18 protein-coding genes are annotated in these 15063 nt (G+C 71.3%); 7 read left to right on the top strand and 11 right to left on the bottom strand.

From position 1 onward, the window contains the following. Positions 1 to 63 precede the first annotated feature (63 nt). Complete coding sequence (locus V1634_RS15625; protein WP_331208537.1) at positions 64 to 414, top strand: MmcQ/YjbR family DNA-binding protein; 351 nt, start codon at positions 64 to 66, stop codon at positions 412 to 414. A 116-nt stretch (positions 415 to 530) separates the two neighbouring features. Here V1634_RS15625 and V1634_RS15620 read toward each other — a convergent pair whose 3' ends face one another. Further along, positions 531 to 2018: an MFS transporter gene (locus tag V1634_RS15620; protein WP_331208536.1), complete on the bottom strand. Its 1488-nt coding sequence runs from the start codon at positions 2016 to 2018 to the stop codon at positions 531 to 533. 308 nt (positions 2019 to 2326) lie between these two features. Between V1634_RS15620 and V1634_RS15615 the strand changes: the two genes are divergently transcribed. After that, positions 2327 to 2917, top strand: coding sequence for a TetR/AcrR family transcriptional regulator (locus tag V1634_RS15615; protein ID WP_331208535.1), 591 nt, complete (start codon positions 2327 to 2329; stop codon positions 2915 to 2917). 11 nt (positions 2918 to 2928) lie between these two features. Here the strand turns inward: V1634_RS15615 and V1634_RS15610 are convergent, their stop codons facing one another. Further along, positions 2929 to 3258 carry a DMT family transporter gene (locus tag V1634_RS15610; protein ID WP_407951793.1) on the bottom strand — a complete coding sequence of 110 codons (330 nt, stop codon included), beginning with the start codon at positions 3256 to 3258 and terminating at the stop codon, positions 2929 to 2931. A 146-nt stretch (positions 3259 to 3404) separates the two neighbouring features. Between V1634_RS15610 and V1634_RS15605 the strand changes: the two genes are divergently transcribed. Then, entirely contained in the window at positions 3405 to 3779 is a 375-nt protein-coding gene (locus tag V1634_RS15605) for a VOC family protein (protein ID WP_331208534.1), read from the top strand. On the opposite strand, the gene V1634_RS15600 is transcribed toward V1634_RS15605, so the two are convergent. The 3 genes from V1634_RS15600 to fabG are packed head-to-tail and all read right to left on the bottom strand — an operon-like array spanning position 3776 to position 6197. Next, on the bottom strand, positions 3776 to 4252 hold the full coding sequence (locus tag V1634_RS15600; RefSeq protein WP_331208533.1) for a MaoC family dehydratase: 477 nt from the start codon (positions 4250 to 4252) through the stop codon (positions 3776 to 3778). The genes V1634_RS15605 and V1634_RS15600 overlap by 4 nt on opposite strands. After that, complete coding sequence (locus V1634_RS15595; protein WP_331208532.1) at positions 4249 to 5421, bottom strand: acyl-CoA dehydrogenase family protein; 1173 nt, start codon at positions 5419 to 5421, stop codon at positions 4249 to 4251. The genes V1634_RS15600 and V1634_RS15595 overlap by 4 nt, the downstream gene beginning before the upstream one ends. 17 nt (positions 5422 to 5438) lie before the next feature. Next, the gene (gene fabG, locus V1634_RS15590; protein ID WP_331208531.1) at positions 5439 to 6197 is read right to left on the bottom strand and encodes a 3-oxoacyl-ACP reductase FabG; all 759 of its coding nucleotides are present in this window, start codon (positions 6195 to 6197) and stop codon (positions 5439 to 5441) included. A 200-nt stretch (positions 6198 to 6397) separates the two neighbouring features. Between fabG and V1634_RS15585 the strand changes: the two genes are divergently transcribed. Then, positions 6398 to 7048 (top strand): TetR/AcrR family transcriptional regulator, encoded by a 651-nt coding sequence (locus V1634_RS15585; protein ID WP_331208530.1) that lies wholly within the window; start codon positions 6398 to 6400, stop codon positions 7046 to 7048. Positions 7049 to 7107: 59 nt separating this feature from the next. Here V1634_RS15585 and V1634_RS15580 read toward each other — a convergent pair whose 3' ends face one another. Beyond that, positions 7108 to 7851 (bottom strand): GH25 family lysozyme, encoded by a 744-nt coding sequence (locus V1634_RS15580; protein WP_107256070.1) that lies wholly within the window; start codon positions 7849 to 7851, stop codon positions 7108 to 7110. A 94-nt stretch (positions 7852 to 7945) separates the two neighbouring features. Further along, positions 7946 to 8326, bottom strand: coding sequence for a hypothetical protein (locus V1634_RS15575; RefSeq protein WP_331208529.1), 381 nt, complete (start codon positions 8324 to 8326; stop codon positions 7946 to 7948). A 113-nt stretch (positions 8327 to 8439) separates the two neighbouring features. Here V1634_RS15575 and V1634_RS15570 point away from each other — a divergent pair, with 113 nt between their 5' ends. Together V1634_RS15570 and V1634_RS15565 are read left to right on the top strand one after the other, a co-directional pair. Then, complete coding sequence (locus V1634_RS15570) at positions 8440 to 9042, top strand: DUF5753 domain-containing protein (RefSeq protein ID WP_331208528.1); 603 nt, start codon at positions 8440 to 8442, stop codon at positions 9040 to 9042. A gap of 86 nt (positions 9043 to 9128) precedes the next feature. Then, a complete protein-coding gene (locus V1634_RS15565; RefSeq protein ID WP_331208527.1) occupies positions 9129 to 9350 on the top strand; it encodes a DUF397 domain-containing protein in 222 nt (73 codons plus the stop codon). A gap of 48 nt (positions 9351 to 9398) precedes the next feature. Here V1634_RS15565 and V1634_RS15560 read toward each other — a convergent pair whose 3' ends face one another. The 4 genes from V1634_RS15560 to V1634_RS15545 all read right to left on the bottom strand — a co-directional run bounded on the left by V1634_RS15560 (position 9399) and on the right by V1634_RS15545 (position 14060). After that, positions 9399 to 10940, bottom strand: coding sequence for an alkaline phosphatase D family protein (locus V1634_RS15560; protein WP_331208526.1), 1542 nt, complete (start codon positions 10938 to 10940; stop codon positions 9399 to 9401). 227 nt (positions 10941 to 11167) lie between these two features. Then, the gene (locus V1634_RS15555; RefSeq protein ID WP_331208525.1) at positions 11168 to 12049 is read right to left on the bottom strand and encodes a fructosamine kinase family protein; all 882 of its coding nucleotides are present in this window, start codon (positions 12047 to 12049) and stop codon (positions 11168 to 11170) included. Between the two features lie 217 nt (positions 12050 to 12266). Next, positions 12267 to 12917, bottom strand: coding sequence for a DsbA family oxidoreductase (locus tag V1634_RS15550; RefSeq protein ID WP_331208524.1), 651 nt, complete (start codon positions 12915 to 12917; stop codon positions 12267 to 12269). Between the two features lie 213 nt (positions 12918 to 13130). Beyond that, positions 13131 to 14060, bottom strand: coding sequence for a sigma-70 family RNA polymerase sigma factor (locus V1634_RS15545; protein WP_331208523.1), 930 nt, complete (start codon positions 14058 to 14060; stop codon positions 13131 to 13133). Between the two features lie 156 nt (positions 14061 to 14216). Here V1634_RS15545 and V1634_RS15540 point away from each other — a divergent pair, with 156 nt between their 5' ends. Continuing rightward, complete coding sequence (locus V1634_RS15540; protein ID WP_331208522.1) at positions 14217 to 14675, top strand: carboxymuconolactone decarboxylase family protein; 459 nt, start codon at positions 14217 to 14219, stop codon at positions 14673 to 14675. Positions 14676 to 15063: the final 388 nt, after the last annotated feature.

Genomic DNA, 15063 nt, shown 5'->3' with positions numbered 1-15063 from the left:
CGGGGCCGGGTCGTCTGCCAAGATGGGCGGATCATGCCTGATCCACCCGCGGGGAGGAGACCGGTGACCTGGGTCGAGATGCTCGCCTACTGCCTGGCGAAGCCGGGTGCCTGGCAGGACGAGCCGTGGGAGGGCGACGTGGTGGTGAAGGTCGGGCCGAAGGTCTTCGCCTTCCTCGGCCAGGAGTCGCGGTCCAGCGTCGGGGTCAAGTGCGGTCCGAACCGGGAGGTGGCCGACGAGTGGCTGCACCGGTTTCCGGACGACGCCTCGGTGATGGCCTACCTCGGGCGGTCCGGTTGGAACACCCTGCGGCTCGGTGCCGGGATCCCCGACGACGAGTTGCGGGAGGCGGTGGACGCCTCCTATTCGGCGGTCCTCGCCAAGCTGCCCAGACGCGACCGCCCGACGGCCTGACCCGCCGCAGCGGGAGGCCGCCGGACGGGCCGGGATGGCCCACGGTCGGGCGGATCGCGGCGGGCCGGCCGTCGGGCGGGTCGCGGCGGATCAGCCGCCGGACGGGCCGGGGCGGGTCAGCCGTTGGCGGGTGCGGGCAGCGCCGGCCCGGGGAACCCGGTGGGCACCGGAGCGTCGACCGGTACCGGCTGCTCGGCTTCCGCCCGGCGGCGTTCGCGGGCGGCACGGCGTCCGGAGGGCACCAGCAGTGCCGCCACCATCGCGGCCAGGGAGAGCACGGTGAGCATCGCGAAGCCGTGGGTGAAGCCGGCTTCTCGGGGCAGCCCGCTCGGCTGCGGGTTCGCGGTGACGACGCTGCTCATCACCGCCGCGCCGATCGCGCCGCCGATGGTGCGGATGTTGGCGTTCATCCCGGTCGCCGCCCCGGTCTGGCTGGCCGGGACGTTCCGGACCACCAGGTTGGTCATCGAGGAGAAGGCGAGCCCGATGCCGAGGCCGAAGAGGCCGGCGGCGAAGCCGATCTGCCAGCGCGCGTCGTGGGCGACCACCAGGGAGGCACCGGAGAGGGTACTGAGTGCGGTGCCGGTGGCGAGCTGGGCCCGGGCGCTGAACCTCGGCTCCAGCCGTCCGCTGACCAGCCCGGCCACGAACATGGTGACCAGCATCGGCAGCATCAGCAGGCCGGCGGCGGTGATGCTGGCGCCGAAGCCGTACCCGGCGCTCGTCGGCGCCTGCACGAACTGCGGCAGGAAGGCGTAGATGGCGAACATGGCCGCGCCGTAGAGCAGCGCCACGAGGTTGGTGGTCCAGACGCCGGGGTGGCGCATCATCCGCATGTCGATCAGCGGGTTGGCCGAGCGGCTCTCCAGCACGACCCAGCCGAGCAGGCCGGCGACGGCCAGGGCCAGCAGGGCGAGTACCCGGCCGGAGCCCCAGCCCCACTCGGGGGCCTTGCTGACCCCGAGCAGCAGCGCGACCAGCCAGCCGGCCAGGAGTACGGTGCCGGGCCAGTTGATCCGTCCGGCGGTGCGCACCGGTGACCGCGGTATGAACAGGTACGCCGCCAGCGCGGTCGCCGAGACGACGATCAGTGGAATCCAGAACAGCCAGCGGTAGTCGAGCGCGGCGACGATCGGCCCGGCCGTCACCACGCCGAGCCCGCCACCCACGGCGATGATCGCTGACATCGCGCCGATGGCCGAGGACATCCGGCTGGCCGGGAACTCGTCCCGGATGATCCCGAACGAGAGCGGGAAGACGGCACCACCGACGCCCTGCACCACCCGGGCCACCAGCAGTACGCCGATGTTCGGGGCGAGCGCGGCGACCAGCGAGCCGGCGGCGATGGCGGCCAGCGAGACGACCAGCATGCGTTCCTTGCCGACCATGTCCCCGATCCGGCCGAGGATCGGCGTGAAGATCGACGCCGACAGCAGGTACGCGGTCAGCACCCAGGTGACGGTGTTCGGCGAGGTGTGCAGGTCGTGCTGGATCGTCGGGAGTACCGGGCTGATCAGCGACTGCAACATCGCGAAGAAGCCGGCGCCGGCGGCGAGGACGGCGAAGGTCGCCCGCCGGGAGGCGGGACGGATGAACCGGGTCACGGATGGATCTCCCATGTGTTGGTGCTTCGAGTTCCGATCGGGGATCGGGAGCCGGCCGGGTGCACCGGTCGACGGCCCGCCCGTCGGTCACGTGTGGGTCCGTGCGCTCTGGGTGGCTCGGCCCGGGTGTGCGCGTCGTCCGGTCGATCGCGTTGCCGGGTCGGCCCGAGGTAGGCGCCGTCGGACCCTCCGCCCGAGGTACGGTATACGGAGGCACGACTCCGGTATTTAGCTTCCGGAGGGGTGCCTCCGCATAAACGTAGCGGAGGGATGCCTCCGCTTGCAACCGGGACGGGGTGACGTGTGCCATGACCAGCTCCGGTTCCACGCCCGCCAACCTCGCCGGCCGACCCAAACGGGCGGATGCGCGGCGAAACCGCCAGGCCCTGGTCTCGGCCGCCCAGGAGGTGTTCGCGGAGTACGGTGCGGCCGGCTCGCTGGAGGAGGTCGCCCGGCGGGCGGGAGTCGGCATCGGCACCCTCTACCGGCACTTCCCCACCCGGCGGGATCTCTTCGAGAGCCTCTATCTCGACGAGGTCGAGGCGCTCGCCCGCACCGCCACCGAACTGGCCGACCAGCCGCCCTGGGAGGCGCTCACCGGCTGGCTGCGGCGGTTCGTCGGGTACACGGTGACGAAACGGGCGCTCGCCGAGGAGCTGTCACACGATTCGGAGTTCTTCCAGAGCTGCCGGATCGAGATCTACACGGCCGGCGAGCCGCTGCTGGCCCGGGCCCAGGCCGCCGGGGTCGTCCGGGCGGACGTGAGTTTCGACGACACGGTGCGGCTGCTCAGCGGGATCACCAAGGTTCAGTACACCGACCCGGAGCAGTTGGAGCGGGTGCTCGGGGTCGCCCTCGACGGCCTGCGCGCTCCCGGCTCCGACCGGCGCGGCCGATAGCGGTCTGGCGGTCAATGCGCCATCCCCCCGCCCACGTTGAGCACCACCACCCCGGCGACGATGAGGCCGATTCCGGCGATCTTGGTCAGGGTGACCGGCTCGCCGAGGAAGGTGGCGCCGATCGCGACGATCGCCGCCGTACCGAGGCCGGACCAGATCGCGTAGGCGACGCCGACCGGCACCTGCCGGACCGCCTGGGAGAGCGCCACGAAGGAGACCAGGTAGCCAGCCAGGCAGGCCACCGTCGGCCAGAGCCGGGTGAACCCGTGGGTCGCCTTGAGGGTACTGGTCGCGAAGACCTCGGCACCGATCGCCACGAACAGGAACAGGTAGGCCAGCATGACACTCCTCCCGACCGGTCTGGCACAAGGTACTAACCAGGCAGGTGTCGGAGTGGGCTAGGGCGGGTCAGGTTGGACTGCGGGTAGAGGTCGTCTCCCGGCTGGCAGCCCGGCAAAGACCGAAGCCGCTGGCTATCGTCTGTTCCATGATCCTCCGCCACATCACCGTCGACTCTGCCGACCCGTACCAACTGGCGACGTTTTGGAGCAGCGCGACTGGATGGCCCATATCGGACGTGGATGAGCCGGGTGACGACGAGGTCCTCATCGAGGCTCCCTCTGCCGTACCCGGGATCCTGTTCGTCAAAGTGCCCGAGGGCAAGACGGTGAAGAACCGGATCCACTTCGACTGGGAGCCGACGGAGCGAACCCGCGACGACGAGGTTGACCGGGTCATCGCCCTCGGCGCCAGACTGCACGAGGACCACCGAACCGCAGATGGACGCGGCTGGGTCACACTCCTCGACCCCGAAGGTAACGAGTTCTGCATTGAGCAGGGCAGAGTCGAGAACCGCGGCTAGGGCGCGCCCGACTCCTCCTCGGCGTAGAGCCGGGTGACGGTCTCGGCGACGCAGCAGGGCTTGCCGCCCCGCTCCGACTCGACGGTGACCCGGAGGACCACCTGCGCCCCGCCGCCGGAGACCGGGTCGGCCTGGAGCAGTTCCGCGCCGACCCGGACCGCGTCCCCGGTACGCAGCGGCGCGGGGAAGCGCACCCGGTTCAGCCCGTAGTTGATCGCCAGCCGGATCCCCTCGACCCGGTAGAGCTGGCCGACCAGCACCGGCAGCAGGGAGAGGGTGAGGAACCCGTGCGCCACCGTCGTCCCGTACGGGCCGGTGGCCGCCCGCTCCGGGTCGACGTGGATCCACTGGTGGTCGCCGGTGGCCTCGGCGAACGCGTTCACCCGGTCCTGCTCGATCCGGTGCCACGGCCCGGGGCCGAGCTGCTCGCCGACCGCTCCGGCGAGTTCGGTGAGGGAGGCGAAGGTCCTCATTCCAGATGCCCTCCGAGCTTGGTGTAACCGCGGAGCAGGTCCCGCGAGATGATGAGTCGTTGCATCTCGTCCGTGCCCTCGAAGATGCGCAGCAGCCGGACCTGCCGGTACCAGCGCTCGATCGGCAGTTCCCGGGTGTAGCCCATGCCGCCGTGGATCTGCATGACCCGGTCGACCACCCGGTTGACCATGCCGGCGCCGTAGAGCTTGGCCATCGAGGTGGCGTGTCGGGGGTCGCGCCCGGTGTCGACCGTCCAGGCGGCCCGGAGCACCAGCCAGCGGGCCGCCTCCAGCTCGGTCTCCGAGTCCGCGATCATCCACTGGATCGCCTGGTTGGCGCCGATCGGCCGGCCGAAGGTCTGCCGGGTGTTGGCGTACTCGATCGCCATCCCCAGGGCGCGTTCGGCGATGCCCAGCGCGTGCGACGGGATCAGGTAGCGCCCCTTGCCGATCCAGCGCATGCCGAGGCTGAAGCCCTGGCCCAGCTCGCCGAGGATGTTGCGGTGCGGCACGCGTACGTCGTCGAAGACCAGCGACGCCGGCCCGCCCTCCCCCATCGTCTGGATGGGTTCGGAGGTCCAGCCCATCGTCCGGTCCACCAGGAACGCGGTCGCGCCGCCGTCGTGCACCTTGCGGTCCGGGTCGGTCACCGCGACGACGATGGCGAAGTCCGCCTCGTTGCCGTTGGTGATGAAGGTCTTCTCGCCGCGCAGCACCCAGTCGTCGCCGTCGCGCCGGGCCCGCAGCCGGATGTTGGCCACGTCCGAGCCGGCGCCCGGTTCGGTGATCGCGAAGCAGGAGATCCGGTCGCCCTCGATGGTGGGGATCAGGAACTCCTCGCGCTGCTCCGCGTCGGCCTCGAAGAGGATGTTGTCCGCCTCGCCGCCGAACCGGAACGGTACGAAGCTGCGCCCGATCTCGGTCCAGATCAGCGACTGGGTGACGGCGGGCAGGGCCATCCCGCCGTACTCCTCGGGGGTGTCCAGGCCCCAGAAGCCGAACGCCTTCGCCTTGAGCTGGAGTTCCCGCAGCTCGTCGTGGCGCAGACCGGGCTGGTGGGCGCGTTCCCGGCGCAGCACCTCCGACTCCAGCGGCATCACCTCGTTGCGGATGAAGGCGCGGGCGGTGTCCCGGATGGCCCGTTCCTCGTCACCGAGGGAGAAGTCCATGTTGTCGTCCTCTCGGGTTAGCGCGCACCGCCGTTGACGTAGAGCGTCTGGCCGCTGACGTAGGAGGCGTCGTCGCTGGCCAGGAAGGCGATCACCGCGGCGACCTCCTCCGGCTGGCCGACCCGGCGCAGCGGGGTCTGCTCGGCCGCGTACTTCTGGTGCTCGGCGGGGGTGGCACCGACCCGCTCGGCGGTGGCGGCGGTCATCGCGGTGGCGATGTAGCCGGGTGCGACGGCGTTGACGTTGATGTTGAAGGGGCCGAGTTCGATCGCGAGGGTGGCGGTGAGGCCCTGCACCCCGGCCTTGGCCGCCGCGTAGTTGACCTGGCCCCGGTTGCCGAGCGCGGAGCGGCTGCTGAGGTTGACGATCCTGCCGTACTTCGCCTTCACCATGTGCCGCTGCGCCGCCTGGCAGCAGTGGAACATGCTGGTCAGGTTGGTGGTGATTACGGCGTCCCACTCGTCGGCCGGCATCTTGAACAGCAGGTTGTCCCGGGTGATCCCGGCGTTGTTCACCAGCACGTCGAGCCGGCCGTACGCCGCGACGACCTCGTCGAAGGTGGCCGACACCGCCGCGCCGTCGGTGACGTCGCAGCCGTACCCGCTGGCTTGTCCGCCGGCCTGGACGATTTCGTCGGCGGCCTGCCGCGCCCGCTCGGCAGCCAGGTCGACGACGGCCACGGTGGCGCCCTCGGCGGCCAGCCGCCGCGCGGTGGCCGCACCGATCCCCTGGGCCGCCCCGGTGACGACGGCGACCCGGTCGGCGAATCTGCCCACGTTGCACTCCTCGCTGGTGGATTCGGGTGACCGGGAGAGCGTCTCCGAGCGGAGCGCCGCGCTGCCGGCATCCCGGGCCGGCGGTGTCCCGGCCGTTGCCCGTTAAGCTAGCGCTGGAAGTTTTTCCGCGCCAGTCCCCCATCGTTCCCCGAACCCGAACACGGACCCGCGCAGAACCCCGAGCAGGAGGGCGACCGAGCATGCCGCGACCTCGTCAGGCCCTGTTGAGCCGGCAGCGGATCGTCGAGGCCGCCGCCGCGCTGATCGACGCCGAAGGGCTGGCGGCGCTCTCCACCCGCCGCCTGGCGACCGCACTCGGGGTACGCGGCCCGTCGCTCTACAACCACTTCGCCACCAAGGACGAGATCCTCGACGCGGTCGCCGACGCCATCACGGCAGAGGTCGACGTCTCCTACTTCGGCAGCCACGACTGGCGGGACGCGCTGCGGCTCTGGGGGCACTCCTACCGGCAGGCGCTGGTCGCGCACAGCAACATCGTGCCGTACCTGGCCCAGGGGCCGGGGCGGCGGCCGGCGGCGCTGGCGATGGCGGACGCCGTCTACGGCGGGCTGGTCAGGGCCGGCTGGCCGCCCGCCCGGGCTACCCACATCGGCGCGCTGATGCGCTATTTCGTCGCCGGTTCGGCGCTCGGCTCGTTCGCCCGGGGCTTCGTCGAGGACCCGCAGCTCTACGCCGCGCATCCGCACCTGGGTCAGGCACACCGGCTCGCCGAGCACCAGCGCAGCGTCGACGAGGGCGCCTTCGCGCTCGGCCTGGACGCCCTGATCGACGGGCTGGCCCGGACCTACGAGCGGATCGTCGGCCCGCTGCCACCGCTGCGGGAGAGCTGACCGGTGTACCCGTCGCGGCCGGGGGCTCGCCGCGACGGGTACACCGATCCGGTCAGCTCTCAGGTGTTGTTGGCCAGGGCCAGCAGTCGGTCCCGGGCGCCGTTGAACCAGTCCCGGTCCACCGCGCCGGAGATCCCCGGCACGCTGCCGGTCGAGGTGTACTGCCACATCGTGTAGAAGCCCCAGCCGGCCGGCAGGGCGCCCGGCGCGCTCGCCCAGCGGGCGATCCAGAGCGGACTCGTACCGGCGAAGCCGGAGTAGTTGCCGGTGCAGCTGCTCCACCAGCTCGTCGTGGTGTAGATGACGGCGTGCCGGCCGGTACGCGCCCGGTAGGTGTTCAGGAAGTCGCGGATCCAGGCGACCATGCCGCTCTGGGACAGCCCGTGGCAGCCGGCCTCCAGGTCGAGCGCGCCGGGCAGGGTGAGGTTGTCCGCCGACCAGGCGCCGCCGTTGCTGGCGAAGTAGTTGGCCTGGGCGGCACCGCTGGAGGCGGCCGGGCGGGCGAAGTGGTAGGCGCCCCGGATCACCCCGGCGGCGTGCGCGGCCGGATAGTTGGTGTTGAACCGCGAGTCCTTGAAGGTGGTGCCCTCGGTGGCCTTGATGTAGGCCCACTGGATGCCGGCGTTGCGCACGCTGGTCCAGTTGATCGCGCCCTGGTAGTGCGACACGTCGATGCCGGGGGTCGTCGCCGCCTGGGCGGGGCCGGCGGTGACCGCGAGTGTGGCGGCGACCAGCGCGGCCACGGTGAGCACGGAGCTGAGCAGGTGGCCCGGGCGGGTGGCCCGGCGTCCGGAGTCGCTCATCGATCCTCCCGATGGGGGGTGTGGAGGGTATCGACGCCCATAGTTGAAGATATCTGTCTATGATCACAAGTGTTTGCGTAGTTAATTTTCTCCATCAGTCCGCCGGCTCGGCGGCGCAGGACCCGTCGTGGTCGGCCCGCGACGCGCAGCGACGACCACCGGGCAACCGCCGGTCACAGCAGACCCGATGGTGTACGTGCGGCGCGTCCGCCGCGCAGACCGTGGCCTGCCCCGCCTCGATCTCCGGCAGGAAGCCGATCGACCGGGCGAGCGCGTACGCCAGCTCGACCGCCCCGGCGAGGTCGGCACTGGTCGCCGGAAGGCGGATCAGATACCGGGGTCCCACCCCGTCCCGCCCACCGGCTGCCGGTGCCGCGTCCCGGGGCGACGGATCGAGGACCCGGTCGGCGATCTGGTTCGGCGGTGTACGTCGCCGCCCCGGAACCGGGCCGCCGATCGTTCTCAGCAGACGCATCGGACTCACGCTGTTTCCTCTCCGAAGAACTGAAACGGGCCGCCGAATTCCTGGAGCGCCAGTTCTCCTCGGTCGCCCGCTGGGAACGGGCCGAGTGGCCGTTCCGGCGTGGCGTGGTCGTCTCGCTGCTCGACCTCTATGGCGAGCACGACCCGCGTACCCGGGCGCACCTCATCCAGCTCGCCGAGGACGCCTGGCGGACCGACCGGTGGGACGACGACTACGACGAGATCGTCGACGCCTCGTTCATCGACTTTCCCTGGCTGGAGACCCGGGCCGAGCAGATCTGCTCCTTCGACGCGATGCTGATGCCGGGGCTGATGCAGACCCCGGAGTACGCCGAGGCGGTGATTCGCAACGCCGAGGGAAAGCGGGCCACGCCGTTCTCGGTGGCGAAGTGGATGCAGTTGCGGCTGGATCGGCAGCGGGTGCTGGAGCCCGACTTCGGGGTCACCGTCTCGGCGGTACTCGACGAGAGCGTGCTGCGCCGCCCGGTCGGCGGCCCGGCCCTGATGCGCGGCCAGTTGACGCACCTCGGCGAGCTGCTGCGCCGGCCCAACGTGCAGCTCCGGGTCCTCCCCGCCACCGTCGGCCTAAACCCCGGCCTCGACGGCTCGTTCGTTCTGTTCAGAATGCCGAAGCCCTATCCCGAAGTCGCGTATGCGGAGACGCTCGGCGGCCGACTCTTCATGGAAGCACCGAAATCCAAGCGGTAGGCGGAGGCGTACGCTCGGTTGCAGCAGATGGCGCTCGACCCGACCGGGTCGGCGAGGCTGATCGCGACGATCGCGGAGGAGTTGTGATGCGCGAGTCCCTGCCGGCGGTTGCCTGGCACATCAGCACGAAAAGCGCGAGCAACGGCGGAAGCTGTGTCGAGGCCGGCCCGCTGCTGGACGGCTCCGGCCGGGTCGCCGTACGGCACAGCAAGGCACCGGACGCTGCGGTGATCGTCTACACCCGACCGGAGTGGGACGCCTTCCTGGCCGGCGCCAAGGACGGCGAGTTCGACTTCCCGCCCGCCTGATCCCGGCACCCGCCAGCCTCCACTCAGCGACCCGACGGCGCGGCCGGGTCAGAGCGGGACGGCGCCGGGCCGCCCATCCTCCACCACGTACGACGCGAGCGTACGGACGTCCGCGTCGGGACTGGTCACCTGACCACGCCAGCCCTCGGTGCGCACCGCTCGGACGTCGGTACGCCACCGCCGGCGGTCGAGCTGGCAGAGCAGGTAGCCACGGTCGTACCCGGCGAAGTAGCGGACGTGCGGCATCTCGGCGGCGATCAGAGCCCGGGTCCCCGCCTCCTCCTCGGCGGTCGTACCGCGACTGCTGATCGCGGCACCGGTGAACTCGGTCGCCACGGTGGGCGACCCGGGATCGTCGAAGTCGACCCTCAGGTCGCTGAAGATGTTGACGTGGATGTCGCCGGAGAGCATCACCGGGTTGCGGACGCCCCGAACGGCGAGCGTGTCGAGCAGCCGCGCCCGGCTCTCCGGGTAGCCGTCCCACTTGTCCGTTGAGAACGTCTGACCGGGGCCGGGCTGGTAGTCGAAGCGGGCCATCAGCACCTGCGCGGTGGTGACGTTCCACCGGGTCCCGGCGTTGGCGAGGCTTCCGGTCAGCCATGCCTCCTGCGCGGCGCCGAGCATGTCTCCCGGAGTGCGGTAACTGCGGGTGTCGGTGATGTTGAGCCGGAGCAGGTCGCCCACGGTGAGGCTGCGGTAGAGGCGGAACTGCGGGCCGGGGCGGGCGGCGGGGCGCAGCGGCAGGTGTTCGTAGTACGCCTGCCGGGCTGCGGCCAGCCGGGCGGCGAAGGCGGGATCGGCAGCCTGGCCACCGCCCCAGTTCGGGGCAACCTCGTGGTCGTCCCAGGTGAGTGCCCAGGGCACCGCCGCGTGCGCCTGCTGCAACTGCGGGTCCGTCTTGTAGAGGGCGTGCCGCAGCCGGTACTGCTCCAGCGTGTGCGGCTCGGCGCGGACCGGTTCCGGCGGCAGCGCGGCGCGGGCATAGCCGGGGGTGTCCTCGGTACCCTGCGGGGTGATCTCGCCCCCGTAGAGGTAGTCGCCGAGGTGCAGGACGAGGTCGATCTCCTCCTCGGCGATGTGCCGGTAGCCGGCGTAGTAGCCGTTCTGCCAGTCCTGGCAGGACGCCACCGCGAAGCGGTACGCCGAGGGTGCCGAGCCGTACGCCGGAAGGGTGCGGGCACGTCCCGCCGGGCTGATCCGGCTGCCGACCCGGAACCGGTAGTGGTACGGCCGGCGCGGTGCCAGTCCGGTGACCTCGACATGTACCGAATGCGCCCACTCCGCGACCGCGGTCGTGGCGCCACTGTGGACGATCCGGCGGAATCCGGCGTCCTCGGCGACCTGCCACCGCACCTGCACCGGTCTCGCCGGCATGCCGCCGCCCGGTTCCAGAGGCTGGGGCGCGAGCCGGGTCCAGATCACGAACCCGTCCGGCGCGGGGTCCCCGGAGGCGACGCCGAGGGTGAACAGCTCCGCCGGCAGGGCCGGCCGCACCCGGTGGGTCGATGCCACCGCCGGTCGTCCCGCCGCCACCAGACCGACCGCCGCACCCGCGACGAGTACGCCCCGCCGGGTCATCTTCGAAGTCATGGCGGCAGGGTAGCCGCGCCACCTAGATGGCACAACCAGCTAGTGCCCAGTGCCCTGTCGGACCGTTGGCGTCGATGTCGAGGGGTTGGCGTTGATGTCGAGGGGTCAGGCCCGAGCATCGGGTCGCGGTTCGGCCATACGGGTTCGTGCCGCCGCCGCACCCCGGCACATGATCGACGGCGGCGGCCCGTGCCAACGCCGCATCAGCCGCCCGTCGGGGCCGCTGGTCAGCCTCGGATTCGGAATGGGGCGAGGGTGGCCCGGATCTGGTCGCCCGCGCCCCAGTCGTCGTCGAACTGGGCCAGTACGGCGAGGTGTTGGCGCAGCTGGACGATCGGCATCCGGGCCCGCCAGTCGGCGTCGAGGGAGGTCAGCTCCGGATAGACCTCGAAGAACCGTTGCGCCTCGGGTGGCGGCGAGGTGGACCAGACGTGGGCGAGGTCGACCTCGGCCCACATGTAGGAGACCGCCGGGTCGATCAGCGCCGGCCGCCCGTCCGCCGTGGCCAGGACGTTCTGTGCCCACAGGTCGCCGTGGGTCAGGCACGCCGGCCGGTCCGGCAGCAGGTCGGGCAGCCGGTGGCAGAGCCGCTCCAGCGCCGCCCGGTCGCCGTGGTCGAGTGCCGCCTCGACGCGGGGCTGCCCGAGCCACCGGAGCAGCCGGTGCTCCGCGAAGAACGCGAAGCCGTCGTCGGTCCAGGTGTTGGTCTGCCGGCGGCGGCCCAGCCAGTTGTCGCGGTGCCATCCGAAGCGCGGATGGACGGTGCTCGTGTGCAGCCGGGCGAGCATGTGCGCGAACTGCTCCCAGAAGGTCTCGCTGCGCGGCCTCGGCCGCAGCGCCGACAACACGAGCAGTTCCCGGTCCGCCCGGATCACCTCGGGGGTCACCACGCCGCCGAGTTCGCGCAGCGCGGCCAGCCCTTCGGCCTCCGCGACGAAAACGTCGTCGGCCGGCGCCTCGGCGAACGCCTTGACGAAGACCGGCGGCGCGTCCCGGCGGGTGGCTATGCCCGCCAGCGCCGCCACTCCGCCCGTCGCCGGCTCCACCGTGACGACGTCGCGCATCCCGGCCCCGAGCATGCGCTCCAGCAGGAACGTCGCCGAGCGCATCACCGACAGCTTCCTCCTCGTCCGGGTGCGGTCAGCGGCGTCGCATGGCGTACCAGGCCGCGCCGGCCACCACGACGGCCAGCGGCACGAGGCAGCAGACGAGGGTCAGGAGATGCCACGGCTTGATAGCGCCCATGGCGGGTGACCCTAGTCCACGGATCGACGTCGGGTGCGGCGGCTACCGCCGGCCCACCCGACGCGCACGGTGCTCCGACGCTCAACGGGCCCCGGCACCCGATTCCTGGTGGGCGGTACGCAGCGCGGAGAGGAACGCCTCGACCGGCTGCGCGCCGGAAATGCCGTACCTGCGGTCCAGCACGAAGAAGGGTACGCCGTTCGCACCGAACGCCCGGGCCTGCGCGATGTCGGCCTCGACGTCCTTGGCGTACTCGTCGCCGGCCAGTACCCGGCGGGCCGCGTCGGCCGGTACTCCGACCTCGGTGCCGAGCCGGACCAGGGTCTCGGTGTCGTCGACGTTCTCCGCCTCGATCAGGTTGGCTCGCATCAGCCGCTCGTGCAGCTCGGTGCCGAGCCCGTACTCCCGGGCGAGGTGGGTCAGCCGGTGCGCGTCGAAGGTGTTGGCCATGATCGACCGGTCGAGGTGGTAGTCCAGCCCCTCCTCGGCGGCGAGCGCGGTCACGTGCCCCTGCATCGCGGCGACCTGGGCCGGCGACGCGCCGAGCTTCTCCCGCAGCGCCTCCGGGACGGGCCGGGGCTCCCCCTTCGGGTAGGACGGGTCGAGCTGGAAGCTGCGCCAGACGACCTCGACCTCGTCGGCGTGCTCGAACCTCCCGAGTGCCGTCTCCAGCCGCCGCTTCCCGAGATAGCACCACGGGCAGACGATGTCGGACCACACTTCGAGTTGCACTGATCTTCTCCTCGGTTCTACCGGCAGGTTCCGTCCGAGCACACCGGGGCGTCCTCACCGGCGGTGAGCATCACCAGGCCCGGTACCGCCGGAAGCGGTGCCGGCTCTGTCGGCTCGTCACCTGGTACGTCCGGTTCGGCGGCCGGTCGGGCAGCCGACCCGGCTGCCGCCAATTCCGCCTCCGACCTGGTCAGACTCATCATGGCTCCCTTGTCACTCCTTCTCGGTAACCTGATGCGCGTCAGGTTCATTCCAGCGGTGCGGCTCGGGACGGTAGGCCACATCCGTGACGTCGAGTTCGCGCAACTGCTCCGGGTCGGCGACCGCGTCCACGGCGATGATCCGGCCGTTCCCGACGACGAAGCTGATGGCGATCCGGATCCGGCCGCCGGCCACCACCACCGCACCCGGCGCGCCGTCGATGACGGCGGCCCGCGCGCCCTGGGCCCGGCCGGCGAAGAAGCCGGCGACCTGCTCCGCGCCGCGCAACTCGGCGCGGCCGCCGAGCCGGACGGCGACGCGGTCGGCCCGGATCACCACGTCCGGGTCGAGCAGGGTGAGCAGCGTGCTGACCTCGCCGCCGCGTGCGGCGGTGAGGAAGGCGTCCACGATCTCGCGCTGGCGTGGCAGGTCCGCCTCCGGAGTGGCGGCCTCCGCCTGGATCCGGCGGCGGGCCCGGCTGGCGAGCTGCCGGGACGCGGCAGGGCTGCGCCCGACGATCGGGGCGATCTCGTCGTAGGAGACCGCGAAGAGGTCGTGCAGGACGAAGGCGAGCCGCTCGGCCGGGGTCAGGGTCTCCAGCACCACCAGCAGGGCCAGCCCGACCGAGTCGGCCAGCATCGCCTCGCGCTCCGGATCGGCCTGCTCGGAGGTGGCGACCGGTTCGACGGTACGGGCGTCGAGCGGGTCCTCCCGGCGGGAGCCGCGCGACCGGAGCATGTCCAGGCAGATCCGGCCGACCACGGTGGTCAACCAGGCGCCGAGGTTGTCGACTCCGCTGGTGTCGGTCCGGCTCAGCCGCAGCCACGCCTCCTGGACCGCGTCGTCCGCCTCGGCCGACGACCCGAGCATCCGGTACGCCACGGCGCGCAACTGTGCCCGGTTCCGCTCGAACCGTTCGGCCAGCAGGTCCTTGTCACTCACGGTAGAGCCCTCACTTCGTCGTCCATGCCCGCATTGTGAGCTATGCCACTTTCGTCACAGCATCTCCATCGGGGCCGTCACTACAGCGACGGACGGGAACGGGCCGGCGTGACAACGACACACCGGCCCGACCTCAAAATCGTAAGGGAGACAGTCATGCAGGCACGGATCAACAACCCCGCCGCGCTCCTGCCGGAGGCGGTCAAGGCGATCAACCTGCTCTACAAGGAGAGCCACTCGGTCGGACTGCCGGCGTCCACGCTGGAACTCGTACACCTGCGGGCCAGCCAGATCAACGGGTGCGGTCCGTGCGTGGACAGCGGCGCCCGGGCCGCGAAGAAGAACGGTGAGACCGACGAGCGGCTCTTCGCGGTGGCGGCCTGGCGGGAGACGCCCTACTTCACCGACGCCGAGCGCGCGGCGTTGGCCCTCGCCGAGTCGGCCACCCGGCTGGCCGACCAGGCCGACGCCGTACCGGACGAGATCTGGGCGGACGCGGCCAAGCACTTCGACGAGCGGGAGCTGGCGGCCCTCGTCCTCTGGATCGCCACCACCAATCTCTTCAACCGGATCAACGTCACCACCCGGCAGCCGGCCCCGCAGAACTGGGGCTGACCGCGCATCGCCCGGTGCCGACCAGCGCTCGCGGGTGGCGGCCCGGCCGCCACCCGCGAGCTGCTCCCGCCCAGCCCGCTCCCACCACCGCCCGACCGCGACATGGACCGGAAGTTCTCCGTAACTTTCGGTCACGCCCTTCCGGATCTCGGGTACCCGACTGTCGTTCCGGCCGACGAGCCGCCGTCCCGATCGGTCAGTCAACACACTGACCTGCTGAAACAACCTCGGAGCGAATCGCTACCAGCAGAGGGTTTCCGCAATATTTCCGGGAAGCGTTGACATGTGACCGGAACCCGACCAATACTGTCGCCATCAACAGACCTCCATATCTGTCGATGGCTCACCACCACGGCTCGCTCTCCGGTCATCGGCCGCGCGACGACCG

It is taken from the genome of Plantactinospora veratri (assembly GCF_036421995.1).
In the GTDB taxonomy this organism is placed as follows: domain Bacteria; phylum Actinomycetota; class Actinomycetes; order Mycobacteriales; family Micromonosporaceae; genus Plantactinospora; species Plantactinospora veratri.
Note: the sequence above shows the minus strand (reverse complement) of the source record. Positions and strands in the feature narration are given on the sequence as shown.

What these genes read in the sequence shown, in the direction of transcription:
- V1634_RS15555 (WP_331208525.1), bottom strand. Translation starts at nt 12,049, where the DNA reads ATGCGCTCGGCGACGTTCCTGCTGGAGCGCATGCTCGGGGCCGGGATG.
- V1634_RS15565 (WP_331208527.1), top strand. Translation starts at nt 9,129, where the DNA reads ATGCGCGAGTCCCTGCCGGCGGTTGCCTGGCACATCAGCACGAAAAGC.
- V1634_RS15600 (WP_331208533.1), bottom strand. Translation starts at nt 4,252, where the DNA reads ATGAGGACCTTCGCCTCCCTCACCGAACTCGCCGGAGCGGTCGGCGAG.
- V1634_RS15540 (WP_331208522.1), top strand. Translation starts at nt 14,217, where the DNA reads ATGCAGGCACGGATCAACAACCCCGCCGCGCTCCTGCCGGAGGCGGTC.
- V1634_RS15605 (WP_331208534.1), top strand. Translation starts at nt 3,405, where the DNA reads ATGATCCTCCGCCACATCACCGTCGACTCTGCCGACCCGTACCAACTG.
- V1634_RS15575 (WP_331208529.1), bottom strand. Translation starts at nt 8,326, where the DNA reads ATGCGTCTGCTGAGAACGATCGGCGGCCCGGTTCCGGGGCGGCGACGT.
- V1634_RS15560 (WP_331208526.1), bottom strand. Translation starts at nt 10,940, where the DNA reads ATGACTTCGAAGATGACCCGGCGGGGCGTACTCGTCGCGGGTGCGGCG.
- V1634_RS15580 (WP_107256070.1), bottom strand. Translation starts at nt 7,851, where the DNA reads ATGAGCGACTCCGGACGCCGGGCCACCCGCCCGGGCCACCTGCTCAGC.
- V1634_RS15595 (WP_331208532.1), bottom strand. Translation starts at nt 5,421, where the DNA reads ATGGACTTCTCCCTCGGTGACGAGGAACGGGCCATCCGGGACACCGCC.
- V1634_RS15585 (WP_331208530.1), top strand. Translation starts at nt 6,398, where the DNA reads ATGCCGCGACCTCGTCAGGCCCTGTTGAGCCGGCAGCGGATCGTCGAG.
- V1634_RS15610 (WP_407951793.1), bottom strand. Translation starts at nt 3,258, where the DNA reads ATGCTGGCCTACCTGTTCCTGTTCGTGGCGATCGGTGCCGAGGTCTTC.
- V1634_RS15615 (WP_331208535.1), top strand. Translation starts at nt 2,327, where the DNA reads ATGACCAGCTCCGGTTCCACGCCCGCCAACCTCGCCGGCCGACCCAAA.